Annotated in this window: 25 protein-coding genes and 1 pseudogene; 17 read left to right on the top strand and 9 right to left on the bottom strand. The window is 68.5% G+C overall.

The genetic code is table 11. From position 1 onward, the window contains the following. On the bottom strand, positions 1-416 hold a 416-nt coding region (locus L810_RS39040; RefSeq protein WP_042978079.1), incomplete at its 3' end, for an SDR family oxidoreductase. A 381-nt stretch (positions 417-797) separates the two neighbouring features. Here L810_RS39040 and ypfJ point away from each other — a divergent pair. Next, entirely contained in the window at positions 798-1,679 is an 882-nt protein-coding gene (ypfJ, locus tag L810_RS39035) for a KPN_02809 family neutral zinc metallopeptidase (protein WP_021163653.1), read from the top strand. A 26-nt stretch (positions 1,680-1,705) separates the two neighbouring features. Here the strand turns inward: ypfJ and L810_RS48800 are convergent, their stop codons facing one another. Beyond that, on the bottom strand, positions 1,706-1,939 hold the full coding sequence (locus tag L810_RS48800; protein ID WP_021163652.1) for a hypothetical protein: 234 nt from the start codon (positions 1,937-1,939) through the stop codon (positions 1,706-1,708). Between the two features lie 119 nt (positions 1,940-2,058). On the opposite strand from L810_RS48800, the gene L810_RS39025 reads away from it, so the two are divergent. From L810_RS39025 to L810_RS38975, 11 genes are all read left to right on the top strand, one after another. Then, positions 2,059-2,799 (top strand): response regulator transcription factor, encoded by a 741-nt coding sequence (locus tag L810_RS39025; RefSeq protein WP_021163651.1) that lies wholly within the window; start codon positions 2,059-2,061, stop codon positions 2,797-2,799. Between the two features lie 25 nt (positions 2,800-2,824). Continuing rightward, positions 2,825-3,085: a hypothetical protein gene (locus tag L810_RS39020; protein ID WP_021163650.1), complete on the top strand. Its 261-nt coding sequence runs from the start codon at positions 2,825-2,827 to the stop codon at positions 3,083-3,085. A gap of 196 nt (positions 3,086-3,281) precedes the next feature. Further along, positions 3,282-4,784, top strand: a complete 1,503-nt coding sequence (locus tag L810_RS39015) for an aldehyde dehydrogenase family protein (RefSeq protein WP_021163649.1) — start codon at positions 3,282-3,284, stop codon at positions 4,782-4,784. Positions 4,785-4,854: 70 nt separating this feature from the next. Next, entirely contained in the window at positions 4,855-6,195 is a 1,341-nt protein-coding gene (locus L810_RS39010) for an aspartate aminotransferase family protein (protein ID WP_021163648.1), read from the top strand. A 236-nt stretch (positions 6,196-6,431) separates the two neighbouring features. Next, the gene (locus tag L810_RS39005) at positions 6,432-7,934 is read left to right on the top strand and encodes an APC family permease (protein WP_021163647.1); all 1,503 of its coding nucleotides are present in this window, start codon (positions 6,432-6,434) and stop codon (positions 7,932-7,934) included. After that, complete coding sequence (locus tag L810_RS39000; RefSeq protein WP_021163646.1) at positions 7,931-8,518, top strand: DUF3156 family protein; 588 nt, start codon at positions 7,931-7,933, stop codon at positions 8,516-8,518. Before L810_RS39005 ends, L810_RS39000 begins: the two co-directional genes overlap by 4 nt. 63 nt (positions 8,519-8,581) lie before the next feature. Next, complete coding sequence (locus L810_RS38995) at positions 8,582-9,520, top strand: helix-turn-helix domain-containing protein (protein WP_021163645.1); 939 nt, start codon at positions 8,582-8,584, stop codon at positions 9,518-9,520. Between the two features lie 167 nt (positions 9,521-9,687). Next, entirely contained in the window at positions 9,688-10,896 is a 1,209-nt protein-coding gene (locus L810_RS38990; protein ID WP_021163644.1) for a porin, read from the top strand. 195 nt (positions 10,897-11,091) lie between these two features. Then, positions 11,092-12,330, top strand: a complete 1,239-nt coding sequence (locus L810_RS38985) for an ABC transporter substrate-binding protein (protein ID WP_021163643.1) — start codon at positions 11,092-11,094, stop codon at positions 12,328-12,330. Positions 12,331-12,364: 34 nt separating this feature from the next. Continuing rightward, positions 12,365-13,234, top strand: a complete 870-nt coding sequence (locus L810_RS38980) for a carbohydrate ABC transporter permease (protein ID WP_021163642.1) — start codon at positions 12,365-12,367, stop codon at positions 13,232-13,234. After that, positions 13,231-14,091 (top strand): carbohydrate ABC transporter permease, encoded by an 861-nt coding sequence (locus tag L810_RS38975; protein WP_021163641.1) that lies wholly within the window; start codon positions 13,231-13,233, stop codon positions 14,089-14,091. The genes L810_RS38980 and L810_RS38975 overlap by 4 nt, the downstream gene beginning before the upstream one ends. A gap of 97 nt (positions 14,092-14,188) precedes the next feature. Here the strand turns inward: L810_RS38975 and L810_RS38970 are convergent, their stop codons facing one another. Further along, the gene (locus L810_RS38970; protein WP_021163639.1) at positions 14,189-15,226 is read right to left on the bottom strand and encodes a LacI family DNA-binding transcriptional regulator; all 1,038 of its coding nucleotides are present in this window, start codon (positions 15,224-15,226) and stop codon (positions 14,189-14,191) included. A gap of 6 nt (positions 15,227-15,232) precedes the next feature. Here L810_RS38970 and L810_RS38965 point away from each other — a divergent pair, with 6 nt between their 5' ends. Next, positions 15,233-16,153 carry a phosphatidylinositol-specific phospholipase C gene (locus L810_RS38965; RefSeq protein ID WP_021163638.1) on the top strand — a complete coding sequence of 307 codons (921 nt, stop codon included), beginning with the start codon at positions 15,233-15,235 and terminating at the stop codon, positions 16,151-16,153. On the opposite strand, the pseudogene L810_RS38960 reads toward L810_RS38965, so the two are convergent. The 3 genes and pseudogenes from L810_RS38960 to L810_RS38950 form a co-directional block, all read right to left on the bottom strand. Continuing rightward, positions 16,150-17,116, bottom strand: a pseudogene (locus L810_RS38960) (alpha/beta hydrolase family protein). The gene L810_RS38965 and the pseudogene L810_RS38960 overlap by 4 nt on opposite strands. Positions 17,117-17,205: 89 nt before the next feature. Then, positions 17,206-17,544, bottom strand: coding sequence for a hypothetical protein (locus L810_RS38955; RefSeq protein ID WP_021163637.1), 339 nt, complete (start codon positions 17,542-17,544; stop codon positions 17,206-17,208). 37 nt (positions 17,545-17,581) lie between these two features. Then, positions 17,582-18,193 (bottom strand): LysE family translocator, encoded by a 612-nt coding sequence (locus L810_RS38950; RefSeq protein WP_021163636.1) that lies wholly within the window; start codon positions 18,191-18,193, stop codon positions 17,582-17,584. An 88-nt stretch (positions 18,194-18,281) separates the two neighbouring features. Here L810_RS38950 and L810_RS38945 point away from each other — a divergent pair, with 88 nt between their 5' ends. Next, positions 18,282-18,809, top strand: a complete 528-nt coding sequence (locus L810_RS38945; protein WP_021163635.1) for a GNAT family N-acetyltransferase — start codon at positions 18,282-18,284, stop codon at positions 18,807-18,809. Positions 18,810-18,851: 42 nt separating this feature from the next. Here L810_RS38945 and L810_RS38940 read toward each other — a convergent pair whose 3' ends face one another. Further along, positions 18,852-19,769: a LysR family transcriptional regulator gene (locus L810_RS38940; RefSeq protein ID WP_042978076.1), complete on the bottom strand. Its 918-nt coding sequence runs from the start codon at positions 19,767-19,769 to the stop codon at positions 18,852-18,854. A gap of 117 nt (positions 19,770-19,886) precedes the next feature. Here L810_RS38940 and L810_RS38935 point away from each other — a divergent pair, with 117 nt between their 5' ends. The 3 genes from L810_RS38935 to L810_RS38925 are packed head-to-tail and all read left to right on the top strand — an operon-like array spanning position 19,887 to position 23,613. Then, positions 19,887-21,074 (top strand): M20 aminoacylase family protein, encoded by a 1,188-nt coding sequence (locus L810_RS38935; protein ID WP_021163633.1) that lies wholly within the window; start codon positions 19,887-19,889, stop codon positions 21,072-21,074. A gap of 60 nt (positions 21,075-21,134) precedes the next feature. Continuing rightward, entirely contained in the window at positions 21,135-22,307 is a 1,173-nt protein-coding gene (locus L810_RS38930) for a porin (protein ID WP_021163632.1), read from the top strand. A 13-nt stretch (positions 22,308-22,320) separates the two neighbouring features. Further along, positions 22,321-23,613 carry an MFS transporter gene (locus tag L810_RS38925; protein ID WP_021163631.1) on the top strand — a complete coding sequence of 431 codons (1,293 nt, stop codon included), beginning with the start codon at positions 22,321-22,323 and terminating at the stop codon, positions 23,611-23,613. Positions 23,614-23,714: 101 nt separating this feature from the next. Here the strand turns inward: L810_RS38925 and L810_RS38920 are convergent, their stop codons facing one another. Both L810_RS38920 and L810_RS38915 read right to left on the bottom strand, forming a co-directional pair. Beyond that, entirely contained in the window at positions 23,715-24,776 is a 1,062-nt protein-coding gene (locus tag L810_RS38920; protein ID WP_042978074.1) for an alkene reductase, read from the bottom strand. A gap of 81 nt (positions 24,777-24,857) precedes the next feature. Continuing rightward, positions 24,858-25,166 carry an ArsR/SmtB family transcription factor gene (locus L810_RS38915; protein ID WP_027789442.1) on the bottom strand — a complete coding sequence of 103 codons (309 nt, stop codon included), beginning with the start codon at positions 25,164-25,166 and terminating at the stop codon, positions 24,858-24,860. Positions 25,167-25,174: the final 8 nt, after the last annotated feature.

Here is a 25,174-nt window from a genome sequence, read left to right as displayed (position 1 = left end):
GCGGCGATCGACGCGACCAGCACGATGCTGCCGCGCTGCGCGATCAGGTCGGGCAGGCACGCGCGCGCGCTGACGAACGCGGTGTCGAGGTTCGCGTGCATCGCGTCGCGCCACTGCGCGTCGTCGGTTTCGTCCGCGCGGCCGAGCCCGTGGCCGCCCGCGCATGCGACGAGCGCGTCGACGCGGCCGACGCGTTCGGCGATGCGCGGCAGGAAGCGGGCCCAGTCGGTGGCGCTCGCGGCATCGCCGGCAAGCGCGAGGCCGCCCGTTTCGGCGGCCAGCGCGTCGAGCGGAGCCTGGCGCCGCCCGATCAGCACGACGCGGTCGCCGCCGCGTGCGAAGCGGCGCGCGCACGCGGCGCCGATGCCGGTGCCGGCGCCTGTGATTGCGATCGTGCGGGGGGGCGGGTGTGTCATGTCGTGCTCCGGAAAGGGGTGGTTTCCGGTCACTTTAGGCGGGGCCGGCTAGCGCCGGTATCAGCCGAAAGGATGAACGCGGGCGGCATCCGGGGCGTGCGCTGGCCATTTTGCAAAGGCTGACGATGTCCGGCGCCGAATCGCACTATCCTCCCCATTTTTTGCGATAAGTCACGAAAGCCCGGCAGAATAGCGCGGGCGAGCCGCGTATCGACGCGCGGTGCGTCGGCCGGCCGATTCCGTCGTGCGAGCGGAGCGGCGGGCTGGCGATCCCGGCACGCAGGCGTGGCCTCTGCCGAACGATCGTGCCGCGACAACACAACATATCGCCCGGTTGCGCGCCTGCGCGCGGGCCATCGACAGGAACAGGGAGGGCCGGTTATGAGGCTGGACGACGAAAGGGAAAGCACGAACGTCGAGGATCGCCGTGGTGCCGGCGGGTTCGGCGGCGGGCGGGGCGCGACGATCGGCATCGGCACGATCGTGATCGCGTTCGCCGCGTCGTATTTCTTCGGGATCGACCCGCGCGTGGTGCTCGAAGGCGCATCGGCGTTGCAGGGCCGCCAGCAGCAGGCGCAGCCCGCGCCCACGCAGCGGCAGGGCGTGCCGGCGAACGATCCGGGCGCGGTGTTCACGCGCAAGGTGCTCGGCAACATCGAGCGCACGTGGACGGGTGTGTTCAATACCCAGCTCCATGCGCAATACCAGCCGCCGACGCTCGTGATGTTCACGAACTCGACCCCGACCGCATGCGGCACGGGCCAGACGGCGATGGGGCCGTTTTATTGCCCGGCCGACCGCAAGGTGTATATCGATCTCGGTTTCTACGACGAGCTGCGCCAGCGTTTCGGCGCGGGCGGCGATTTCGCGCAGGCTTACGTGGTCGCGCACGAAGTCGGCCATCACGTGCAGAACCTGCTCGGCATTTCCGACAAGGTCGACGCCGCACGCCGGCGGGCGAGCCAGGCGCACTCGAACGCGCTGTCGGTACGGATGGAGCTTCAGGCCGACTGCTTTGCCGGCGTATGGGCGAACAATGCGCAGCGCGCGAACCAGCGGCTGATGGAACCCGGCGATTTCGAGCAGGGGCTGAAGGCGGCCGCCGCGATCGGCGACGACCGGCTGCAGCAGCAAGGGCAGGGTTACGTGGTGCCGGAGAGCTTCACGCACGGCACCAGCGACCAGCGCGTGTACTGGCTGCGGCGCGGGATGGAATCGGGCGAACTGAGCGCCTGCGACACGTTCGCGTCGAACGCGCGCTGACACGCGGCGCGCGTCGTCGCGCGCCTTTATCGTCCCGGTTGCACGGGGTGCATCGGTCGCATCAGCCACATCGGCGATACCGGCGATACCGGCGATACCGGCGATACCGGCGATACCGGCGATACCGGCGATACCGGCGATACCGGCGATACCGGCGACACCGGCGACACCGGCGACACCGGCGACACCGGCGACACCGGCGACACCAGCGACACCAGCGACACCAGCGACACCAGCGACACCAGCGACACCAGCGACACCAGCCTCCGCCGCCAAACCGCGACGATTTGCCGATTTGTGCTCACCGGCGCTTTTCGGCGCCGATAGGCTGGCCCGAACTTCGATTTCCGATACGTTCGCGCCGCCAGCCGATTCCACCATGCCGCTCCCGACCGTTCCCGCCGATCCGGCCTCCGACGACTGGCCACGCGCGCTGCGCGCGTGCGTGGATGCGTTCGACGCGTTCGCGAGCCCGTCCGCGATCGTGTTCTACCGGCTCGACCAGAGCGGCGAACCGGCTGATTTCGAGCTGTTCGGGATGCCGGAATCGATGCATCGCACCTATGTCGCGCGCTACCGGATGCTCGATCCGCTGCATCCGTCGCGTTGCGCTGCGGGCGAACGCGCGGTCGTCACGCTCGCGTCGCAATTGCCTGACGAAAGACGCGACGCGTCCGCGTACTGGACCCGTTTCCTGCGGCGGCACGACGTGGCCGACGTCGTCGAGATCTGGCTGCGCGACGCGGGCCGGACGGTCGGCGCGTTCTCGCTGCTGCGCTTCGGGGCGGGCGAAACGCGCGGCGGCGTGGCCGATGCCGCCACGACCGGGCGGTTCGCACCCGGCGAGATCGATGCGCTCGCGCGGCTGCAGCCGCTAGCCGAAGCCGCGCTGAGCCCGCTGCTGCGCGTGCGGAGCGGGATCCACCGGATCGGCTGCGAGGAGCGGCTGACCTACCGCGAGGAGCAGATCGCGCGCCTCGTGCGCGACGGCCGCTCGAACAAGGAGATCGCGCGCGATCTCGCGCTCGGCCAGCCGACCGTCAAGACGCACCTGATGCGCATGTACCGCAAGCTCGGCGTGTCGAACCGCACCGAACTGGTGGGGGCGCTGTTCCTGTAATTCATCGGATAAATTCATCGGATAATTGCGGCCCGGACTTCGAACCTTCGCGATCGCCGTTTCGATAAAAATCAAAGGGCCGGGAACATGGACGTCGCAATCATTGCCAGCTTCGCTGGTGGTCATTGCCTTGAGCATTGCGCTACCGATTTTCATCATCAGAACCGTGCGAAGCGGGACTTACGACTCGCTGTATTTCCTGATCCCGCTTGCGCTCGGCATTTACTGGCTGGATTACCAGGCATACGCTTTCCTGGCGTCGATGGCGCACGGTTTCAGAAACTAGCCGTCCAGTTCGTTCCCGTACCGGCTTTTCGCCTCGCCTCGCCCCGCCTGACCTCCCGCGCGGTTCGACCCCGCCGCCTTCTCCCCACGCGCTGCCAATTTGCGCTCACCTTGCGTGAACCCTCGTCGATACAGTGATCCGACGCCCGCGTGCCTCACACGCACGCGGTCCAGCCACGACAATCCTCGAGACGCCCATGAGCACCACGAACTTCGTCGCCGTCAGCGACACCGTGCGCACTTTCGTTGCGCGCGATTTCGGCCTCTTCATCGACGGCGAAATGCAGCCCGCCCACGCGGCCGCGCGACTCGACGTGTACGACCCCGCGACGGGCGAGCGGCTCGCGACGGTCGCGGACGCCGACGAACGCGACGTCGACCGCGCGGTCGCCAGCGCGAAGCACGCGTTCGACACCCGCGTGTGGAGCGGCCTGCGCCCGGCCGACCGCGAACGCATCCTGCTGAAACTCGCCGACTTGATCGAGGCCGACGCCGAAACGCTCGCGCAGCTCGAAACGCTGAACCAGGGCAAGTCGATTCACGTGTCGCGCGCGATCGAGGTCGGCGCGAGCGTCGAATACGTGCGCTACATGGCCGGCTGGGCGACCAAGATCACCGGCCAGACGCTCGACGTGTCGATCCCGTTCCCGCCCGGCGCGCGTTATACGGCCTATACGCGCAAGGAGCCGGTCGGCGTGGTCGCGGCGATCGTGCCGTGGAATTTCCCGCTGATGATCGCGGTGTGGAAGCTGATCCCCGCGCTCGCGGCCGGCTGCACGATCGTGCTGAAGCCGTCGCCGGAAACGCCGCTCACCGCGCTGCGCCTGGCCGAGCTCGCACGCGAGGCCGGCGTGCCGCCCGGCGTGTTCAACGTCGTCACCGGCGGCCGCGTGTGCGGCGCCGCGCTCGCGAGCCACCCGTCGATCGCGAAGATCTCGTTCACGGGCTCGACCGCGACCGGCAAGCTGGTCGGCGCGGCGGCCGTGCAGAACATGACGCGCTTCTCGCTCGAGCTCGGCGGCAAGAACCCGATCGTGATGCTCGACGACATCGACGTCGCGCAGGCGCTCGACGGCGTCGCCGCCGGCGCGTTCTTCAACCAGGGGCAGGTGTGCGCGGCCGCGTCGCGCATCTATGTGCACCGCAGCAAGTTCGCGCAGCTTGCCGACGGCCTCGCAGGCGTTGCGCAGTCGATGAAGCTCGGCGCGGGCCTCGACACGACCGCGCAGATCAACCCGCTGGTCTCCGCGCACCATCGCGACAAGGTCGTCCAGCACATCGAGGGCGCGCGCCGCGCGGGCCTGACGTTCCTCGCGGGCGGCACGCCGGCCGACGACCTGCCCGGCTACTACGTGAAGCCGGCCGTGATCGCCGATCCGCATCCCGACAGCGCGATCGTGCGCGACGAAGTGTTCGGCCCGGTGATCGTCGTCGTCCCGTTCGACGACGCGGCCGACGCGGTGCGTCTCGCGAACGCGTCGCCGTACGGCCTCGCCGCGAGCATCTGGAGCAACGACCTGAAGCGCGTGATGAACCTCGTGCCGCAGATCGAGGCCGGCACCGTGTGGGTGAACTGCCATATCCCGCTCGATCCGTCGATGCCGTTCGGCGGCTACAAGCAATCGGGCATCGGCCGGGAGTTCGGCCAGTACGCGATCGAAGGCTTCACCGAAACCAAATCCGTCTGCATCGCGCACTGACGCGCGGCATCAACCTCGAACCCCGAACCCGGACGAACCAGGTTCAACCGATCCGACAGTGGAGACTGCAATGAGCTACAACGAAGCAAAATTCTGGCACCCGATGCTGCACCCGAACGAGATGAAGCAGCGCAAGCCGATCCGCATCGTGCGCGGCGACGGCTGCTACGTGTTCGACGAAGAGGGACGCAAGCTCGTCGACGGCGTCGCGGGCCTGTGGAACGTGAACGTCGGCCACAACCGCCAGGAAGTGAAGGACGCGATCGTGCGCCAGCTCGACGAGCTCGAATACTTCCAGCTGTTCGACGGGATCTCGCATCCGCGCGCGGAAGAGCTGTCGAAGAAGGTGATCGACCTGCTCGAACCGGAAGGGATGCGCCGCGTGCTGTACAGCTCGGGCGGCTCCGATTCGATCGAGACCGCGCTGAAGATCGCGCGCCAGTACTGGAAGGTGCGCGGCCAGGCCGACCGCACGAAATTCATCTCGCTGAAGCAGGGTTATCACGGCACGCACTTCGGCGGCGCGTCGGTGAACGGCAACACGGTGTTCCGCCGCAACTACGAGCCGAACCTGCCGGGCTGCTTCCACGTCGAGACGCCGTGGCTGTACCGCAACCCGTTCACGCAGGACCCCGAAGAACTTGGCCGGATCTGCGCGGAAATGCTGGAGCGCGAGATCCAGTTCCAGAGCCCGGACACGGTGGCCGCATTCATCGCGGAGCCGATCCAGGGCGCGGGCGGCGTGATCGTGCCGCCGGCCAACTACTGGCCGCTCGTGCGCGAGGTGTGCGACCGCTACGGCGTCCTGCTGATCGCCGATGAAGTGGTGACGGGCTTCGGCCGCAGCGGCAGCATGTTCGGCAGCCGCGGCTGGGGCGTGCGCCCGGACATCATGTGTCTCGCGAAGGGGATCTCGTCGGGCTACGTGCCGCTCGGCGCGACGGTCGTGAACGCGCGGATCGAGGATGCGTTCGCCGCGAACGCCGATTTCGGCGGCGCGATCATGCACGGCTACACGTATGCGGGCCACCCAGTCGCGTGCGCGGCCGCGATCGCGAGCCTCGACATCGTCGTGAAGGAAGACCTGCCGGCGAATGCGGCGAAGCAGGGCGCGTATCTGCTCGAAGCGCTGCAGCCGTTCGCGGAACGCTTCGCGGCGGTCGGCGAGGTGCGCGGCAAGGGGCTGATGCTCGCGCTCGACCTCGTCGCGAACAAGGACACGCGCGAGCCGATCGACCCGCTGTCCGGCTACGCGAACGCGGTCGCGGAAGTCGCGCGCGAGAACGGCGTGCTGGTGCGTCCGGTCGGCACGAAGATCATCCTGTCGCCGCCGCTCGTGATCCAGCGCGAGCAGCTCGACCGGATCGTCGACGCGCTCGCGGCGGGCTTCGAGGCCGTGCCGTTCGCGTGACGGCGTGATTGCGTGACGGCACACCGGCGGCGGGCAGTGCGGCCGCCGCCGGTTTGCCGATTTGCGCTATGACCGCATTATTTTGCCTGCGTATTTTTTCGACATCGGATCAAGGTGTGATCGACAGGGGCCCCGGGAATCGAAGCGCTGAAGCGCCGCCCCGGGCCGACCGCAAAGCATGGGGCCCCGATAGCTGCCGGAGCGCAGGTTCGGGCCCGTTCAGGAAGGAGACGAAGATGTCGGGATGGTCAGGAATTACCGGCGCCGCGGGCGGCGCGCCCGCCGGCACGCCGGCCGAGGCAGGCGGCGGCACGGCGCTGAAGGCGGGTGCGGTCGGCTTTCCGACCGCGCTGGCGAGCGCCGTCGGCCTTATCATGGCAAGCCCGGTGATTCTCACCGCGACGTCGGGCTTCGGGATGGGCGGCTGGGCGTTCGCGGTCGCGATGATCATCGCGTTCGTGATGATGCAGGCGCAGGCGACCACGTTCTCGGAAGCCGCCGCGATGCTGCCGACGGCCGGCTCGGTTTACGATTACCTGTCGTGCGGGCTCGGCCGCTTCTGGGCGATCACCGGCACGATCTCCGCGTATTTCCTCGTGCACGTGTTCGCCGGCACGGCGGAAACGATCCTGAGCGGCATCATGGCGCTCGTCAATTTCGAATCGCTGAATGCGGCGTTCGAGAAGCACAACAGCTCGTGGCTCGTCGGCGTCGGTCTCGTGGTCACGTTCGCGATCACCAACATCATCGGCATCAAGGTGTTCAGCAAGCTCGAGATCGTGCTGACGGCCGGCATGTGGCTGTCGCTGATGATCTTCGGCATCCTCGGGCTCGCGGCCGCGCCGGCCGTGCATCTCGACGGCTGGTTCGGCGGCTCGGAAGTCGGCACGTCGGTGCCGGCCGTGCTGTCGCTCGTCGGGATGGCGATGTTCATGTTCGTCGGCTGCGAGTTCGTCACGCCGCTCGCGCCGGAAATGAAGGCGCCGGGCAAGACGATTCCGCGCGCGATGGCGCTCGGCCTCGTCGGTGTCGCGATCTGCATGTTCCTGTACGGCGCGGCGATCCGCCGCCAGGTCGCGAACGTGCCCGTGAGCCCCGACGGCCTCACGCACCTGCTCGACACGCCGGGCGCGATTCCCGCGTTCGCGCTGCAGGTGCTCGGGCCCTTCGGCCGCATCTGGTTCGGCATCGCGTTCCTGTGCGCGGGCGCCGCGACGATCAACACGCTGATGGCCGGGCTGCCGCGCATCCTGTACGGGATGGCGATCGACGGCGCGCTGCCGCGCTGTTTCGCGTACCTGCATCCGCGCTTCAAGACGCCGGTGGTCGGCATCGTCGCGGCGGCGATCGTGCCGATCTTCCATGCTTGGCTGATCAACGGCAATCTCGACAGCATCCTGCACCTCGTGCTCGCGGCGACCTGCGCGTGGGGCACCGCGTACCTGCTCGTCACCGCGTCGGTCGTGATGCTGCGGATTCGCCGCCCGGACCTGCCGCGCCCGTACCGTTCGCCGCTGTTCCCGCTGCCGCAGATCGTGTCGAGCGTCGGCATCGTGCTCGCGATCTGGTACATCACGCCGCCGGGCATGAACGCGCGCGACATCTACGTGCCGTTCGGCGCGATGCTCGGGCTCACCGCGCTGTACGCGCTGTTCTGGACGCTCGTCGTGCAGCGCCGTCATCCGTTCAAGCCGGTGCCGGTGGAAGAAGTGCTGCGCAACGAGCACGTCGCGTCGTGAAGGCTGCGCTCGCCCGCTGGCGCGCGGCGCCCGATGCGCCGCCGCCCGGCCATCGGCCCGGCGCGATCGCCGCGCGCGTGCTCGCCGATCTGGGCGCTGCGCGCGATGCCGACGGGGGCGGCAGTCTGACGGCCCGATTGCCGAACGGCATACGCGTGACCATCGACGAGCGTGTCGATCGCCAGTTCCTGATGCATACGGTCAGCGTGACGGTGGCGGCAACCGCGCGCGGCCCGGCCGTGCAGGGCCGCGCGCGGGTGACGCAGACCGGCTGGCTGCGCCGCACGGGCATCGACGCGGCGGCCGCGCCGGGATGCGACCCCGGATTCGCCGACACGGTGGCCGCGCTGGTCGCCGAGCCGTCGCTGGCCGACGCGCTGCGGCCGCTGCACCTGACCGACTGCGCGATCGACGCGCGCGACGGCCGCTGGACGCTCGCGATCGTGCCGTTCGGCGGCAGCGAGGTCGTGAACCGGATGCCGTCGTTCCGCCGTTATGTCCGCCTGACGGGCGAGCAGGCCGCCGCGCTGTCGGCGGCCTGTCTTGCGTTCGAAACCGCACTACGCAGGATTTTGCACGGGTAAGCTGTGGCGTTGCGCGCCGGGGGAACCCGGCGGCCGCGTTTAGGGGTTTTACCGGAGATGCCGATGCTGTTCCAGTCACGCTCACACGAAGACGTGCACGATCACGGGCTCGCGATCGCGGGCTGGCATCAGGTCTACCGCCAGATGACGCCGGGCCGCTTCAAGGGCACCGTCACGCAGGTGCTGTACGACGATTTCCACTTCTTCCGCGAGACGACCAACCGGCGCGTCGCGCAAACCGGGCTCGCGCCGGCCGGGCGCACGTCGCTCGCGGTGCCGCTGTCGGTGCCGCTCGCGGGCACGTTCCAGGGCCAGCCCGTCGACGGTTATGCGTTGCTCGCGCTGCGCGCCGGCGAGGATTTCGAATTCCATACGCCGGAAGGGATGGGGCTCGTCGGGATCAGCGCGGCGTCCGACATGGTCGACGAGCTGTGCGAAGCCGAATTCGGCGCATCCGGCGCGCGCAAGCTGCGCCACGTGACCCGGTTGTCCGACGAGCAGGGCGTCGCGCTCGGCGTGCGGCTGTCGTCGTTGATCGACGATGCGCAGCGCAACCCGGGCCACCTCGAATACGCGGCCACCCGCAAGATGTTCCGCGACGCGATGCTCGGCATGTTCCTCGACGCGCTCGAGCAGGGCATCGGCGTCGAGCGCCGCGACATCACGCACGCCACCTACAGCGACATCGTGAGCCGTTGCGAGAAGCATCTGCGCGACCGCCCCGAGGAACCCGTCACCGTGCTCGAACTGTGCCGCGCGCTGCGGTGCAGCCGCCGCACGCTGCAGACGAGCTTCCAACGCGTGGCGGACGTCACGCCGGTCGGCTATCTGCGCACGATCCGGCTGAACGCGGTGCGCCGCATGCTGCGCACGACATCCGTGCAGCAGCTCGGCGTCGGCGAGGCCGCCGCGAGCTGGGGGTTCACTCACCTCGGATATTTCGCGCGCGAGTATCGCGACCTGTTCGGCGAGCTGCCTTCCCAGACGACGCGTCCCGAATGACGCACGCGCACCGCGACGGCGCCGCCGGGCAACGTCGAGCACCATGCGCGCCACGGTTTGCCGATTTGCGATAGAGGTCCTGAATTTTCGCTGGATAGAGTCCTGTCACCCATATCGACAACCCCATCGATCTGCACTGCGTATCGATGACAACAGAGGGGCGGGACATGAGAATCGGAAGACGACTGGCCGCGGCCGCGGCCACGCTCGGGTGCATGCACGCACACGCGCAGACCTCCGGCAGCGTGACGCTGTACGGCACCGTGGACACCGGCATCATCTACTCGACGAACCAGCAGTTCACGCGCGCCGACGGCAGCACGGGCGGCGGCCATGCGTGGCAGATGGGCGGCGGCAACCTCGTGCCGTCGCGCTTCGGATTCCAGGGGGCCGAGCCGCTCGGCGGCGGGCTCGACGCGGTGTTCACGCTCGAGCAGCAGTTCCTGTCCGCGAACGGGCAGGCGCTGCAGGGCGGCACCGCGTTCAGCCGGCAGGCGTGGGTCGGGCTGCGCCAGGACGGGATCGGCACGCTCGGCCTCGGCCGCCAATACGACTCGTACACGGACATGCTCGGCGCGTATGTGTCGAGCAACAACTGGGCGACACCGTACGGCTCGCACCTCGGCGACGTCGACAACCTGAACGCCGCATTCAACTTCAACAACGCGGTGAAGTTCACCAGCGCCGATTTCAACGGCTTCACGTTCGGCGGCACGTTCAGCTTCGGCGGGCAGGCCGGCGATTTCTCCGCGAAGCGCGGCTACGCGGTGGCCGCGACGTACACGCGCGCGCCGGTGGCGTTCTCGGTCGGCTACCTCGACCTGCACCAGCCGCTCGACGCGGCGCTCGGCGGCGCGAGCGGCTATATCGGCGATTTCGCGTGCAGCAACCCGGGCGCGATGTACTGCCTGCTGCAGGATGCCGGCTCGATGCGCGCGTTCGGTGCGGGCGGGTCGGTCACGTTCGGCGCGGCGACGATCGCGCTCACCTACACGCATACGCGCCTCGGCGACAGCCGCTACTTCTCGACCGCCGCGCAGCCGCGCACGCAGGTGTTCACGTTCGACATCGGCGAACTGAACGCCACGTACATGTTCACGCCCGCGCTGCAGGGCGGCGTTGCCTACATCTTCAACGCCGCGCACACCGACGGGCGCGGCACGACGCGGTTCCACCAGGTGAACGTCGGCACGAACTACAGCCTGTCGAAGCGCACGGCGCTGTACGCGGTCGCGATCGGCCAGATCGCGAGCGGGACGGGGCTCGGCACCGACGCGAGCGGCAACGCGGTGAACTACGCGCAGATTCCGGTGCTCGCGAACAGCAACTCGAGCCGGCAACTGGCGGTGATGGCCGGGATCCGCGTGAATTTCTGACCGGGGCGGAGGCACGGAGCGGCCGGCGGGGCGGGGCAGCCGGGCACGGCGACGGCCGTTCCCGCCGCGTGCCATAAATTCTTAACGATCGGCGTGAACAATGGCGTTCGCTTCAGGCGGCCAGAAGCGTCGCCCGCGTTGCACACGTGTGCAACGCCTGGCCGTCCCGCCACCACGTCGAACGAGAGAGACCTCATGACCTTGCTGAGCCGCCTGCGCGCGCTGTCCGCCGCCGTTGCGCTGTCCCTTGCCGCCTCGCACGCCTTCGCCGCGGATCTCGTCATCGCGGGCCGCGACGACATCTACGGAAAGGGGCTGGCCGACGCCGTCGCCGGCTTCAACAAGCTGCACCCGGGCACCGAGATCGAGCTGCTCAAGCTGCCGAACGCGAACCTGTACCAGAAGCTCAAGCTGTCGATGCGCGAAGGCACGGGCGCGTACGACCTCGTGATGATGGACGACACGTGGGCGCCCGAATTCATCGGCAACGGCTGGCTGAAACCGCTGCCGGCATCGCTGGCCGACGCCGACCTCGTGCCGTCCGCGGTCGCGCTCGGCCGCAACGCGGCCGGCGCGTTGTATGCGCTGCCGATCGTCGGCAACGTCGAGATGTTCGCGTACCGCAAGGACCTGCTCGCGAAATACAAGCTGCAGCCGCCGCGCAACTGGGACGACGTGCTGAAGATCGCGCAGACCGTCGGCGGCGCGGACAAGAGCGTTTCGGGTGTCGTGTTCCGCGGCACGAAGGGCAATCCGGTCGTGACGGGCTTCCTGCCGATCCTGTGGGCCTACGGCGGCGACGTGTTCGACCATGCCGGCAACGTGACGATCGATTCGCGCGAGGCGCAGGCCGCGCTGAAGACCTTCCTCGCGCTGAAGGCGTCCGCGCCGAAGGACGTCGACGTCTACGGCGCGGCGGAAGTGCGCGACGCGCTGCAGCGCGGCACGGCCGCGCAGTCGATCGAGGTGTGGCCGGCGTGGGTGCCGGCGCTCGACGATCCGAAGCAGTCGCGCGTGGTCGGGCAGATCGCGCTGCAGCCGCCGCCCGGGCAGACCGCCGGCCCGGCGCCGATGCTCGGCATCTGGCAGATGGGCATTCCGAAGGACGCGCCGCACGCGAAGCTCGCGCAGGACTTCCTCGCGTACCTGACCAACCGCGACACGCAGACGCGCCTTGCCGGCATCGGCATTCCGCCGACCCGCCGCAGCGTGTTCAACGATCCGGCGCTGGTGCGCCAGTATCGTTGGTATCCGGATCAGCTGAAGGCGCTCGAGGCCGGCCGTGCGCGGCCGCGCGTGAAGGACTGGCAGCAGGTCGAGAGCATTCTCGGCGACCAGCTGCAGCTCGCGCTGACGGGGCAGGCTGCGCCCGACGCCGCGCTGCGCCAGGCGCAGCAGAAGATCGCGCAGGCGACGGCCGCGGCTGGCAAGTGACGGCGCGCGTCAACTCGGCAGCCGGAGGTCGCGCATGAAGTCCTTCGGCCGCAGCCTGCCGTTCGTCGCCCTGCTCGGGCCGGCGCTGCTGGTGCTCGCCGCGCTCGCGCTGTATCCGGTCGCGCAGGTGCTGATCGATTTGTTCTGCCACGTCGACTACTCGGCCGGCCGCCGCGCGTTCGCGGGGCTCGCGAACTATCGCGCGGTGCTCGGCGACGACGCGTTCACGGCCGGCTTCGGCAACACGCTGCGCTTCACGATCGTCGCGTCGCTCGCGGAAGTCGCGCTCGGTTTCGGCCTCGCGCTGCTGTTCGTGCGCGCGTTTCCGGGGCGGCGCATCGCGCTGCCGCTCGCGATCCTGCCGATGATGCTGTCCACGCTCGTGTGCTCGGCGATCTGGCGCAACTGGCTCAACTTCGACGGCTTCCTGAACGCGCTCCTCGCGGTGTTCGGCGTCGAAGGCGTGCGCTGGCTGTCCGATCCGCATCTCGCGTTGTGGTCGCTCGCGCTCGTCGACGTATGGCAGTGGACGCCGATGGCCTTCCTGATCGTGCTGGCCGGGTTGCAGTCGATCCCGCAGGAACTCTACGAAGCCGCGCGCACCGACGGCGCGAGCGAGTGGCAGTGCCTGCGCGACATCACGCTGCCGCTCGCGGCGCCGCAGATCGGCCTCGCGCTGCTGCTGCGCTCGATCGACACGTTCAAGCTGTTCGACAAGGTCTATGCGCTGACGGGCGGCGGCCCCGGCAACGCGACGCAGACGCTGTCGACCTATATCTACGACACGGGCTTCCGCTTCTTCAACGTCGGGCCGGCGAGCGCCGCGTCGGTGCTGATGCTCGCGGCGTCCGCGCTGCTGGTCTCGGGGTACGTATGGCAGACGGTTCGCAAGCGGCGCGCATGACGGCGCAATCCGCAGGCATTTCGCGCGCGCGCACGGGCGCCGCATTCGGTCGCGCGCTGCCGTGGGCGCTGCGCATTGCCGCGCTCGCGCTGTTGCTGCTGCCGTGCCTGTGGATGGCCGGCGCGGCCTTCATGCCGACGCTCGAACGTCTCGATCATCCGATGCGGATCTGGCCGGCCGCGCCGACCTTCGCGCATTTCGCATCGGTATGGTCCAACGGCATCGGCGCGCCGCTCTTCAATTCATTGCTGGTCGGCTTCGGCACGACGCTGCTCGCGCTGGCGCTCGCGTTTCCGGCCGCATACGCGCTCGTGCGGCTGCGGTTTCCGGCGCGGCTCGACCTGCTGTTCCTGGTGCTCGTGCTCGCGTTGAAGCTGATGCCGCCGATCACGATCGCGGTGCCGCTGTTCGCGCTCGCGAAACGGCTGCACCTGCTCGATTCGATGCCCGGCCTGATGCTCGCGTATCAGATTTACGCGCTGCCGATGGCGATCTGGATGCTGCTCGCGTTCGTGCGCGACGTGCCGATCGAATACGAGGAAGCGGCCTGCATCGACGGCGCGGGGCTGGCTCGACGGCTCGTGCAGATCGTGCTGCCGCTGTGCGCGCCGGGCCTGATCGCGACCGCGATCTTCGTGTTCATCGCCGCTTGGAACGAGTTCCTGATCGCGCTGCTGTTCGTGTCGACGCCGAGCCGCTTCACGCTGCCGCTCGCGATCGCCGGCTACGTGACGGAGAACGGCATCGACTGGGGCGACCTGATGAGCGCGGGCCTGATGGCGTCGCTGCCCACGCTGGCCGTGGCCGGTTATGTGCAGCGTTACCTGTTGCGCGGGTTCGCGGGCGGGTTGAAGTGACGCCGATGCAGGGCGGCGGTGCGCCGCGCGGCAGGCTTGGCTGCGCGCTCGCGCCTGTCATGCATCACGTTGGCGCATGCGCGCGCATCGCACGTCGCTACGCCGGGCGGCCGACGCAGCTGTGACGAACGACGCAGGTCACCGGCACGACCCGCGTGCGCGATGCGCCGGCGAACGCCTGCATCCGCTCGGCGAGCATGTCGACGGCCGCGTTCGCGAGGCCTTGCGTATCCTGACGGAGCGTCGTCAGCGCATAACCGTCGAATGCGGCGGCGGGAATGTCGTCGAAGCCAATGACGCGCAAGTCTTCCGGCACGCGCAGCCCGAACTGCTGGCGCGCGGTGTCGATCATGCCCAACGCGAGCAGGTCGGACGAGCAGAACACGCCGTCCGGAACGGTGTCGCCGGACAGCAGATGCCGTGCCGCTTCGACACCGCATGCGTATGTGTCGGACGGCGTGTCCTGAATCCGTACGCTTGCGGCGCCATCGGTATCGCCGTGACGACGAAGCGCTTCGACGAACGCAGCGGCACGCGCGCTCGCACTGTAGCTCGTGTTGCGCGGCCCGACGAACGCGACCCGGCGCGCGCCCGCGTGCGCGAGCATTCGCGCGGCATGCGCGGCGCCGGCCGCGTTGTCGCTCACGACGACATCCGCACCCGGCAGATTCGCGTCGCGGTTGATCATCACGACCGGGATCCGGTGTTCGAGATACTGCTGCGCGACCGACAGCGGCGGCGACGCGGACGTCATCACGAGGCCCGCGATCCGGTAGCTGAGCAGTTGCTCGAGCGATTGCCGGACCTGGCGCGGGTCTTCCGCATTGGTCACGAGCGGCGTGAGCGCGCGTTGCCCGAGCGCGGCCATCAGGTCCGACAGCAGCCGCGCGCGAAACGGATTCTCGAACCCGGCCGTCACGACGCCGATCATGCTGCTGCGCTGCGTGATCATGTCGCGCGCGATCAGGTTGACCTGATAGCCGAGCGCGCGCGCGGCGACCATCACGCGCTCACGGGTTTGCGGTGCGATGCTCGCCGTCGGCGAGAATGCACGCGACACCGCGGAGCGCGATACGCCGGCGCGCGCCGCGACATCCGACGCCGTCACCCACGGTTTTCTTTCCTTGTCATTCATCGATTCATGATCCCTTCGAGCCACGATACGCGCACGCCGCCTGCCGACTGGATGTCGGCGCTCGATGATGCGCGGCCGCTGCATACGCTGACCCTACCGGGCAGCCATGACACCTGTGCGTATACCGTCGACGATGCGCTTGTGCGCACCCAGCGTGCGCCGCTCGATGCGCAGCTCGCGCATGGCGTGCGGCTGCTCGACATCCGCTGCCGGCACGTGCGCGACGCGTTCGACATCCATCACGGCGGCATCGCGCTCGGCATGACGTTCGACGACGTGCTGGCCGATTGTTTGCGTTTTCTCGACGAACATCCGCGCGAATGCATCGTGATGTCGGTGAAGGACGAATGGCCGGCGCACGCGTGCACACGCAGTTTCGATGCGACGTTCGATGCGCATCGCGCGCGGCATCCGCGGCTGCGCTGGCATGCCGGCGGCACGCTGCCCGCGCTCGGCGACGTGCGCGGCGCGATCGTGCTGCTGCGGCGCTTTCGCAGCAGCCGGCCGCTCGGCATCGACCTGACCGCGTGGCCCGACAACGCGACGTTCACGATCGATCATCCCGACGGCGCGTTCGTGATCCAGGACGAATATCGCGTGCCGGTGGCGGCGTCGATCGGCTGGAAGTGGCGTGCGATCGACGCGCTGCTGACGGACCTGCCGTCGCCGGACAGTGGCCGCTGGGCGATCAATTTCTGCAGCGGGACCGGCATGGGCGCGAATCCGTCGGTCGTTGCCCACGGCGACGGCCGGGTGCAGGGCATTCATGCGCGGCTGGCCGCGCGGCTGCGCGAGCAGCGCGGCCCGTGCGGCGCGATGCTGCTCGATTTCTGCGATGACGACGATTGGGCGCTGGTGCGCGCGCTGATCGCGTGCAACGATCATGCGCCGGTGCCGGGTGCGTGGCGCAAGGCGTTTCGCTGTTAGCGAAGATGGGCGGTGAAGAATGCGAGCGCCTTTGCATCGAGCATCGCGTGGAACGCCGCGCGGTCGAATCCCTTCGCATCGGTACAGACTTCGGGCGAGTCGTGTGCCAGTTGTTCGGGGCACGGCGCGAGAAACGCGAAGTGCGCGGAATTCGGCACGACGTGGAATTCAGGCCGTCGCGGCAGCAGGCCGGCCAGCGCGGGGGTCGTTTCCGGCTCCACGCCGTCGCCGCCCGCTTCGGACGCCCAGAGCTGGATCGGCGCGTGCACGTCCTTCAGCGTTTCGGCGGTCGGAAATTCGTCGAGCGGGTCCGCGAGCACGTAGGCCATGATCCTCGGATCGTGCGTCAGCGGCTGGCGCGGCAGGTCATGGTCGCGGATCTGCTTGCAGATCAGCCAGGTCGGGTCCGGGCAGGCCACCCGTGCGTGCACGAAATCCGGATTCGCGCCGGCCAGCACGAGGCCCGTATAACCGCCGCGCGAGAAGCCGAAGAAGCCGATCCGCGCGGGATCGACATGCGCGGCGTCGGCCGCGTTGGCCAGCATGTAGTCGACGAGGCGCTTGATGTCCGCTGGCCGCTCGGCCAGCTCCCGCAGGTCGGCCGCATGGCTCATGTCGGCATGCGTGTCGCCGGGATGGTTGATCGCCGCGACGACGAAGCCCGCGTCGGCGAGCGTTTCGGCGAGGTCGTGATGGCACGAAGTACGTGCCGCCATGCCCGTGCGAGATCACGACGAGCGGCAGCTTGTCGCCGACGGTCGGGCAGTCGCGTTGTCCTTTCAGTTCGAAAGGCCCGATCGTGAGCGTCTGGGCGGCGTCCGCGCAGGGCGTCCACACGACTGCCTTCAGTTCGGGGCCGCCGGCGTCGGCCGGAATCCGGACGAGCTTGATGCCGGCCGCGTGTGTGAGCGTGGCCGACAGGCAGAGGAGGGCAGCCAGTACGGTCGATAACCAGGTCTTCACGGTGAAACCCTCCGGAGCAGGAGCAACGATCGGACGGCCGTTGCGAGTTGCAGGTCGCGCGCCGGCATGCGATTGCACGGATACGACGATCAGCGTGCGTCGCCGATCGTGATGCAAAAATGCAGCCGGTCGGTCGTTGCGTGGTATTCGTCGTGCCACGCCTGCGCGTCGGACGTCATCGTGCTGCGGCAGAACGCGGCAGCATCCGCCAGCGGCCAGTCCGCAAGACACACGGTGCCCTGCGGTGCGCTGCCGTGTCCGACCCGCCCGTCGGCAGTCAGGACCCAGCCTTCCCATCCGTAGATCGGAATGCGATGACGCACGCAATAATCGATGCATTCGAGCGCGGCGTCGAGCGGAAGCACGATCTCGCGACTGGAAATCGATTGCGCGGCGAGAGCGGCAGGAATCTTCCCGAGTTGCGACATGGCGGGCGGCAGGGGCGGTGTGGTGCGGGACCGGCGGCTACCGCGTCGCGATTGCCACTGCCGCGCCGGCCATTGCGGCCGCGCTCGTGCGGTTGGCGATCCGTTTCGCGCGCGCCGAAGTGAGAAAAGCTCGCGCGCGCGCCGCGAGCAGCGACCAGAAGCAGTCGGCGAGGATCAGCACCGCGAGCATCGTGGCGACGAGTTCGGCCCACGCGGTCACACCGACGTGCGTGAGATCGACGATGGTCGGCAGCAGCGCGAGATAGAACACCATGATCTTCGGGTTGCCGAGCGTGACGAGCATGCCTGCGACGAACATGCGCGACGGCGACTGGCCGCGCGGCAGGTCGTCGGCGCCGGCCTCGGTCGGCGCGGTCCACATCTTCCACGCGAGGAACAGCAGGTACGCGACGCCGAGCAGCTTCAGCACGATCAGGCCGGCCGCGAACGTGCGCGCGAACGCGGACAGCCCCGCGACCGCGAGCGTGAGCCACAACGCTTCGCCGAGCCACATGGCGGCGAGGAACGGCAGCACGTCGCGCACGCCGTTGGTCAGCACGCGCGCGACCAGCGCGGCGACGCTCGGCCCGGGGGTGCCGGCGGTGACGAGCAGGGTGACAGCGAAGACGGCGAGCGCGGACAACGTCATGACGAACCTCGTGGGTGGGGGCGTTCGAAACGTATGAGGTTTCGATTATAGTGACGGCCGTTCCAGACTGCCTGCGTGAATTGCCGCAATGACCGCATCGATCCTGATTCGCCCCGCCACGCGGGAAGACGCGGCCGCGATGGCCGCCGTCGAAGTCGCCGCCGCGCAGCGGTTTCGCGAAATCGGCATGACCGACATCGCCGATGGCGAGCCGACCGATGCGGCCGACGTGCTCGCGCGCATCGCCGACGGCCGCGCGGTCGTCGCGGTCGATGCACAGGGCACGTGCGTCGGGTTTGCGTTCTACCGGCTGCTCGATGCACGGCGGTTGTATCTGGAGGAACTGGATGTCGCGCCTTCGCATGCCGGACAGCGGATCGGCGCGCGCCTGATCGAGCAGGTGACCGCGCGCGCCGCGCGGGAAGGCATCGCGGAGGTCGTGCTGTCGACGTTTCGCGATGCGCCGTGGAATGCGCCGTACTACGCGCGCCTGGGTTTCAGCATCGTCGACGACGCCACGCTCGACGGCACGCTGCGTGCGATCCGCGCGCACCACGTCGCGCTCGGACTCGACGAGACGCAGCGCGTGTTCATGCGGATGCGCGTCCCGGGCTGACGCACTCCCGGCGAGTTGCGGTGCAGGCAGCGCGATCGGGTGTCAGCGCAATGCCGGGCTTCCGGCCGCCGGCAGCGACGCGAACGCGGCCTCCACGTGCGCCAGAAAATCGGACGCGGGCCGCGTCAGTTGCAGGCCGGGCGGCGTGAGCCGGTACAACTGAAGCGGTGGCGGCGACATCGGCAACGGCAGCGGCGTCAGCTTCTGGCCGAACACGGTTTCCGCGAGCGACAGCCGGGTCCACGAGAAAATCGCATCGTTGGTCATGAGCAGGCTGTAGAACAGCGCATACGACGTGCAGCGCGTGATGCAGCGCGGCGGGGGCAGGCCCGCGTGTTCATGCAGGTCGCGGATATAGGTGGGGAAGTTGTCGCTGGCGTCGGCGTGGATCCATTCCGCGTCGCGCAGCGCCTCGAGCGATGTCGCGCCCGCGAAGCGCCCGTTCTCGCGGGTGACGAACGCGGTGTCGAACGTGCGGATCGCCCTGATGTCGACCGACTCGGCAATGGGGCCCGTGACGGCGACGAAGGCGAGATCGAGCGTGCGATTGCGCAACTGTTCCGTGAGCAGGTTGAACGTCAGTTCCCGAAGTTCGCATTCGACGTTCGGCCAGTGGCGGCGGAAGGCGGCATAGGCTTCCGCAAAGCCCGTCACCGCGACGATCGGCGTGAAGCCGATCACGAGCCGCCCGTCGCGCAGCCCCTTCATGTGCGCCATGTCCTCGCTCGCCCGTTCGAGCTCGCGCACGACGGCCTGGGCGCGCCCGAGCAGTGCGTCGCCTTCCGGCGTCGGCACCACGCCCCACGGTTTGCGCTCGAGGAGCGTCACGCCGAACTCGTTTTCCAGTTCCTGGATCGCCTTGCTGATGGCCGGCTGCGTGACGTGCAGGGTCCGGGCCGCGGCCTTGATGCTGCCGGCCGTCGTGACCGCGACGAGTGCGCGCAATTGATGGATTTTCATGATGCGGAAGATATTACCAAAAGTTATCTGCATCAAAATTCGTGAGTTTTTTGACCCGAAACGCGTCTCTATGCTTGGCCGGACGGTCGCGAGGCGGCCGATTCCACGGAGCCATCCATGACGCAGAACCTTGCTCACGTACTCGCGGCGATTCTCGAGTCGGAGTCCCGATTCGTTGCGATCCGCCGCGACATCCACGCTCATCCCGAACTCGGTTTCGCCGAGACCCGCACCGCGCAGCTCGTCGCCGAACAACTGGCCACATGGGGCTACGACGTGACGACGGGGGTGGGAGGCACCGGCGTCGTCGGCCAGTTGCGGCGCGGCGCGTCGGTGCGCACGCTCGGCCTGCGCGCCGACATGGATGCGCTGCCGATCGAGGAGGCGACGGGGCTGCCGTATGCGAGCACGGTTGCGCGCACGATGCACGCATGCGGTCACGACGGCCACACGGCGATCTTGCTGGCCGCCGCCCACTATCTTGCCGAACAGGGCCGTTTCGACGGCACGCTCAACGTGATCTTCCAGCCGGCCGAGGAAGGGCTCGGTGGCGCGAAGCGGATGATCGACGACGGCCTGTTCGAACGTTTCCCGTGCGAACGCGTGTATGCGCTGCACAACGCGCCGGGCGTGCCGGTCGGCCATTTCGCGTTGCGCTACGGGCCGATGATGGCGTCGTCCGATTCGGTGACGATCACCGTGACGGGCAAAGGCGGCCATGGTGCGATGCCGCAGCTCGCGAGCGACCCGATCGTCGCGGGCGCGCAAATCGTGACCGCGCTGCAATCGATCGTCTCCCGCAACGTCGATCCGCTGAAGCCGGCCGTCGTGACCGTCGGCACGTTCCATGCGGGCACTGCCCCGAACGTGATCCCGGAAACGGCGACGTTGCAGTTGTCCGTGCGCGCGCTCGACGCGACCACGCGCGACGAAATCGAGGCACGGATCCGCCGGATCGTCGACGCGCAGGCGCAGGCGTTCGGGATGACCGCGCAGATCGAATACCGGTCGATCTCGCGTGTCGTGGACAACGACCGTGCGGCGTCGGATCTCGCGGTGGAGACGATTGCGGCGCTGGCCGGCGAAGGCGCGCTCACGCTGTTGCCCGATGGCGTGATGGGCAGCGAGGATTTCTCGTGGATGACCGAATGCGCACCGAGTTGCTACGTGCTGGTCGGTAACGGCGTCGATTCCCGGGGCGGATGTTCGGTGCACAACCCGCATTACGACTTCAACGACTCCGCGCTGAGCTGGGGGGCGGCCTATTTCGCCGGGATTGCCGAACGCTTCCTGAAGATGGACTGACGAAGGCGCAAAGGAGATGCGCCGGCCGGACCCGGGTTGACTTGACGATAAGGATGACGAATGAAAAAGCGATTTGCACTAGGCGCGGCCTGTCTCGCGTTCGGCGCCGGCAACGCGCGCGCCGTGCCCTATCAGGACGTGTTGCTGGCGGCGGTGCCCGAGTACAACGGCAGGATGACGGAGGGCGTCGCGCTGTATGGTTCGCTCGACATGGGGATCAACTACCAGACGGTCGGCGGCCGTTCGCTGTGGCAGACGCAGAGCGGCGGCGAGTGGACCTCCAAGTTCGGCTTCTTCGGCCGCGAGAACCTCGGTGGCGGCTGGCGCGCCGAGTTCAACCTTGAAAGCGGTTTTCTCGCGAACAGCGGCGCGCAGCAGGATGCGCAATCGACGTACAACAGGCAATCGTGGGTCGGCCTGTCGTCGGACAGCTACGGCCGGTTGCGTCTCGGCAAGCAGATCGGCACGGCGCTGCCGCTGTTCATCGACGTGTTCGGCACGGTGGGCACGAACTCGGTCTATACGTGGCTGGGCGCGGCAGCCGTGCAGACGAGCCGCGGCGTCGGCTACAACTCGGACCTCGGGCCGGGGGCGACGCAATTGCCGGCGCGCGTCGACAACGCCATCACGTACCGGACGCCGATCGTCGCGGGCACCACGTCGCTGATGCTGATGCTTGCGCCGAGCAACGTGGCCGGGCGGGCACCCGCGGCGTCCGCGCAAGGCGCGCTGCTGCAGTGGTACAACGGCACGACCTATCTGGCCGCGAGCTACAACCAGGTGTGGGGCGTCAACGGGGCGAGCACCGTGCGCAACGACCTGTACGGGCTCGGTGCCGTCTATGACACCGGGCGGATCGTGCTGTCCGCATCGTTCAACCAGTACGCGCCGAAGCTGGCCGGCGACGGCATCGCGCGCGTCTACACGCTCGGCGCGATCGTGCCGTTCGGCGTCAATGCGATTCGCGCGTCGGTCGTCTATCGCGATACGTCGGGTGTGCGCGACGCGGCCGGCCAGCCGGCCAGGGATTCGGCACTCGGTGCGATGCTGGGCTACGACTACCTGCTGTCGAAACGCACGGGCCTCTACGCGCGTGCGGGGTTCATCCGCAACTACGGCATCTCGACCGTATTGCTGAACGGCAATCCGCTGCCGACCGAACCGGGCGGAACGGCACCGCGCACCGGGACGACACCCGTGACGCTGTCGCTCGGCATGTATCACAACTTCTGAACGGGAATTTCCGATGCATACCCTGAATCGCACGGCCGCTGCGCCGGTCGAGTCCGGGCCGCGCGTCACGCGCCGCACGGTCGTTGCGGCCGCACTCGGCAACGGGCTCGAATTCTTCGACTTCACCGTCTACAGTTTCTTCGCCGCATTGATCGGCAAGCTGTTCTTTCCCGCGTCGAGCGATCTAGGCGCGCTGATGCTGTCGCTCGCGACGTTCGGTGTCGGGTTCGTCGCACGGCCGCTCGGCAGCGTCGCGATCGGCGCCTATGCGGACCGTGCCGGCCGCAAGCCCGCGCTCGTGCTGACGGTCGCATTGATGGCGCTCGGCACCGGGATCATCGGCTTCGCGCCGACCTATGCGCAGATCGGCATCGCCGCGCCGCTGCTGATCGTCATCGGGCGTCTGCTGCAGGGCTTTTCGGCGGGTGGCGAAGTGGGGGCCGCGACGACCTTGCTGATGGAGTCGGGTGACACCGGCCGGCGCGGCGAGCGGGTGAGCTGGCAGATGGCGAGCCAGGGCGGTGCGACGCTCGTCGGCGCGTTCGTCGCGCTGACGCTGTCGCGCGCACTGCCGCCCGACGCGCTGCACGCGTGGGGGTGGCGCGTCCCGTTCGTGCTCGGTCTGCTGATCGGCCCGGTCGGCTTTTACCTGCGGCGCCATCTGGACGATACGCTGCCGCACGCAGCGGCCGGCGCACCGCGCGAGCGTGCGCGCATTCCGTGGCGGCAGGTCGCGGCCGGCACGCTGCTCGTGATCGGCGGCACGTCGACCACCTATACGATCGTGTTTTTCCTGCCGTCGTTCCTGACGCTGACCGTCGGCATGCCGGCATCGGTGTCGCTGCTGTCGGGCTGCGCGGCCGGTGCTGTGCTGCTGATCGGTTCGCCGTTCGCGGGACGGCTCGCGGATCGCGTGCGTCGTCGCAAGCGGCTGGTGGGCGTGACGTGCGTCGCGTCGGCCGTGCTCGTGCTGCCGGCGTTTTACGCGATGAAGATGTGGCCGTCGGCGGGCACCGCGGTTGCGGTCGTGATCGTGCTGATCGGCTTGATGACACTGTCGAGTCCGGCCGGCTTCGTGATGATCCTCTATGCGTTTCGGCCCGAGGTGCGGGCGATGTCGCTCGGGATGATCTATGCGCTCGGCGTGACGATTTTCGGTGGGTTCGCGCAACTGATCGTCGGCGCGATGTGGCGCGCGACCGGCAGCTTTTACGCGCCTGCGTGGTATGTGCTGGGATGCAGCGTCGCGAGTCTGGTCGGTCTGGCGCTGTTCGCGGAAGCGTCCGACGTGGAAGGCAGGCGGTGAACGGGAGGGGCGGACACGTGACGTGCCCGCCCTGGGGATGGTGTGCGCGACGAACGGACGGGCGGGGCCGCTCCGTTCATCGCGCGTGCGCTGTCGCGCAATCAGGCCGCGTCGCTCAGCGCCGGGTAATCGGTATAACCCGTTTCGCCTTCCGCGTAGAACGTCTCCGGCACCGGCTGGTTGAGCGGTGCGCCGAGTTCGAGGCGGCGCGGCAGGTCGGGGTTCGCGATGAACAGCTTGCCCCATGCGATCGCGTCGGCGTTGCCGCTGGCGAGCGCGGCTTGCGCGGTGTCGAGCGTGAACTGCTCGTTGGCGATCAGCGGGCCGCCGAACGCTTCCTTCAGGCGCGGGCTCAGGTGGTCGCCCGAATACGATTCGCGCGTGAAGATGAACGCGATCTTGCGGCGGCCGAGTTCGCGCGCGACATAGCCGAACGTGGCCGCCGGATCGGAATCGCCCATCGTGTGTGCGTCACCGCGCGGTGCGAGGTGCACGCCGACACGGCCGGCGCCCCACACGTCGATCGCGGCGTCGACCACTTCGAGCAGCAGGCGCGCGCGGTTCTCGATCGGGCCGCCGTACGCATCGGTGCGGTGGTTGGTGCTGTCCTGCAGGAACTGGTCGAGCAGGTAGCCGTTCGCGCCGTGGATCTCGACACCGTCGAAGCCGGCGGCCTTCGCGTTCTCGGCACCCTTGCGGTACGCGGCGACGATGCCCGGGATCTCGTCGAGTTCGAGCGCGCGCGGCGTCACGTACGGGCGCTGCGGACGCACCAGGCTCACGTGGCCGCCCGCGGCGATGGCGCTCGGTGCGACCGGCAGGTCGCCGTTCAGGAATACCGGGTCGGAGATCCGGCCGACGTGCCAGAGCTGCAGCACGATGCGCCCGCCGGCCGCGTGCACGGCCTGCGTCACCTGCTTCCAGCCTTCGACCTGTTCGTCGGACCAGATGCCGGGCGTATCGGCATAACCGACGCCCTGCGGCGTGACCGACGTCGCTTCGGTAATGATCAGGCCGGCCGATGCGCGCTCGCGGTAATAGCGCGCCATCAGTGCGTTCGGCACGCGCGTCGTACCCGCACGGGCGCGGGTGAGCGGCGCCATCACGATGCGGTTCGGCAGGGTCAGGTCGCCGAGGGTAACGGGGTCGAACAGTGTAGGCATGGCAGATAACCTCTTCACGAAAGGCGGGGAAGCCGGCGCGTCATGTGCGGCGGCGGCCCGCATGGCCGGTTCGGCCGTTAGCTAGAGTTCGCGGCGCAGTGCGTCGTGAAATGCGTCGATGACGGCCTCGTTGCGCTGGAAAAACGCCCACTGGCCGATCCGCGTCGACGTTACGAGCCCCGCGCGCTGCAGCGTCGCGAGATGCGCGGAGACGGTCGATTGCGACAGCCCGCAGCGCGCGTCGATCTGGCCCGCGCAGACGCCGTGTTCATACGGCAGCGTCTGGTTCGGGAAATGCACGTCCGGCGTTTTCAGCCAGGCGAGGATTTCCCGGCGCACGGGGTTCGAGAGCGCTTTCAGGATCGCTTCGATGTCGAGTTCGGTCGGCATGGACAGGT

Source organism: Burkholderia sp. AU4i, assembly GCF_000466765.1.
Taxonomy (GTDB): Bacteria; Pseudomonadota; Gammaproteobacteria; order Burkholderiales; family Burkholderiaceae; genus Burkholderia; species Burkholderia cepacia.
This window is presented reverse-complemented; position numbering and strand designations above follow the sequence as displayed.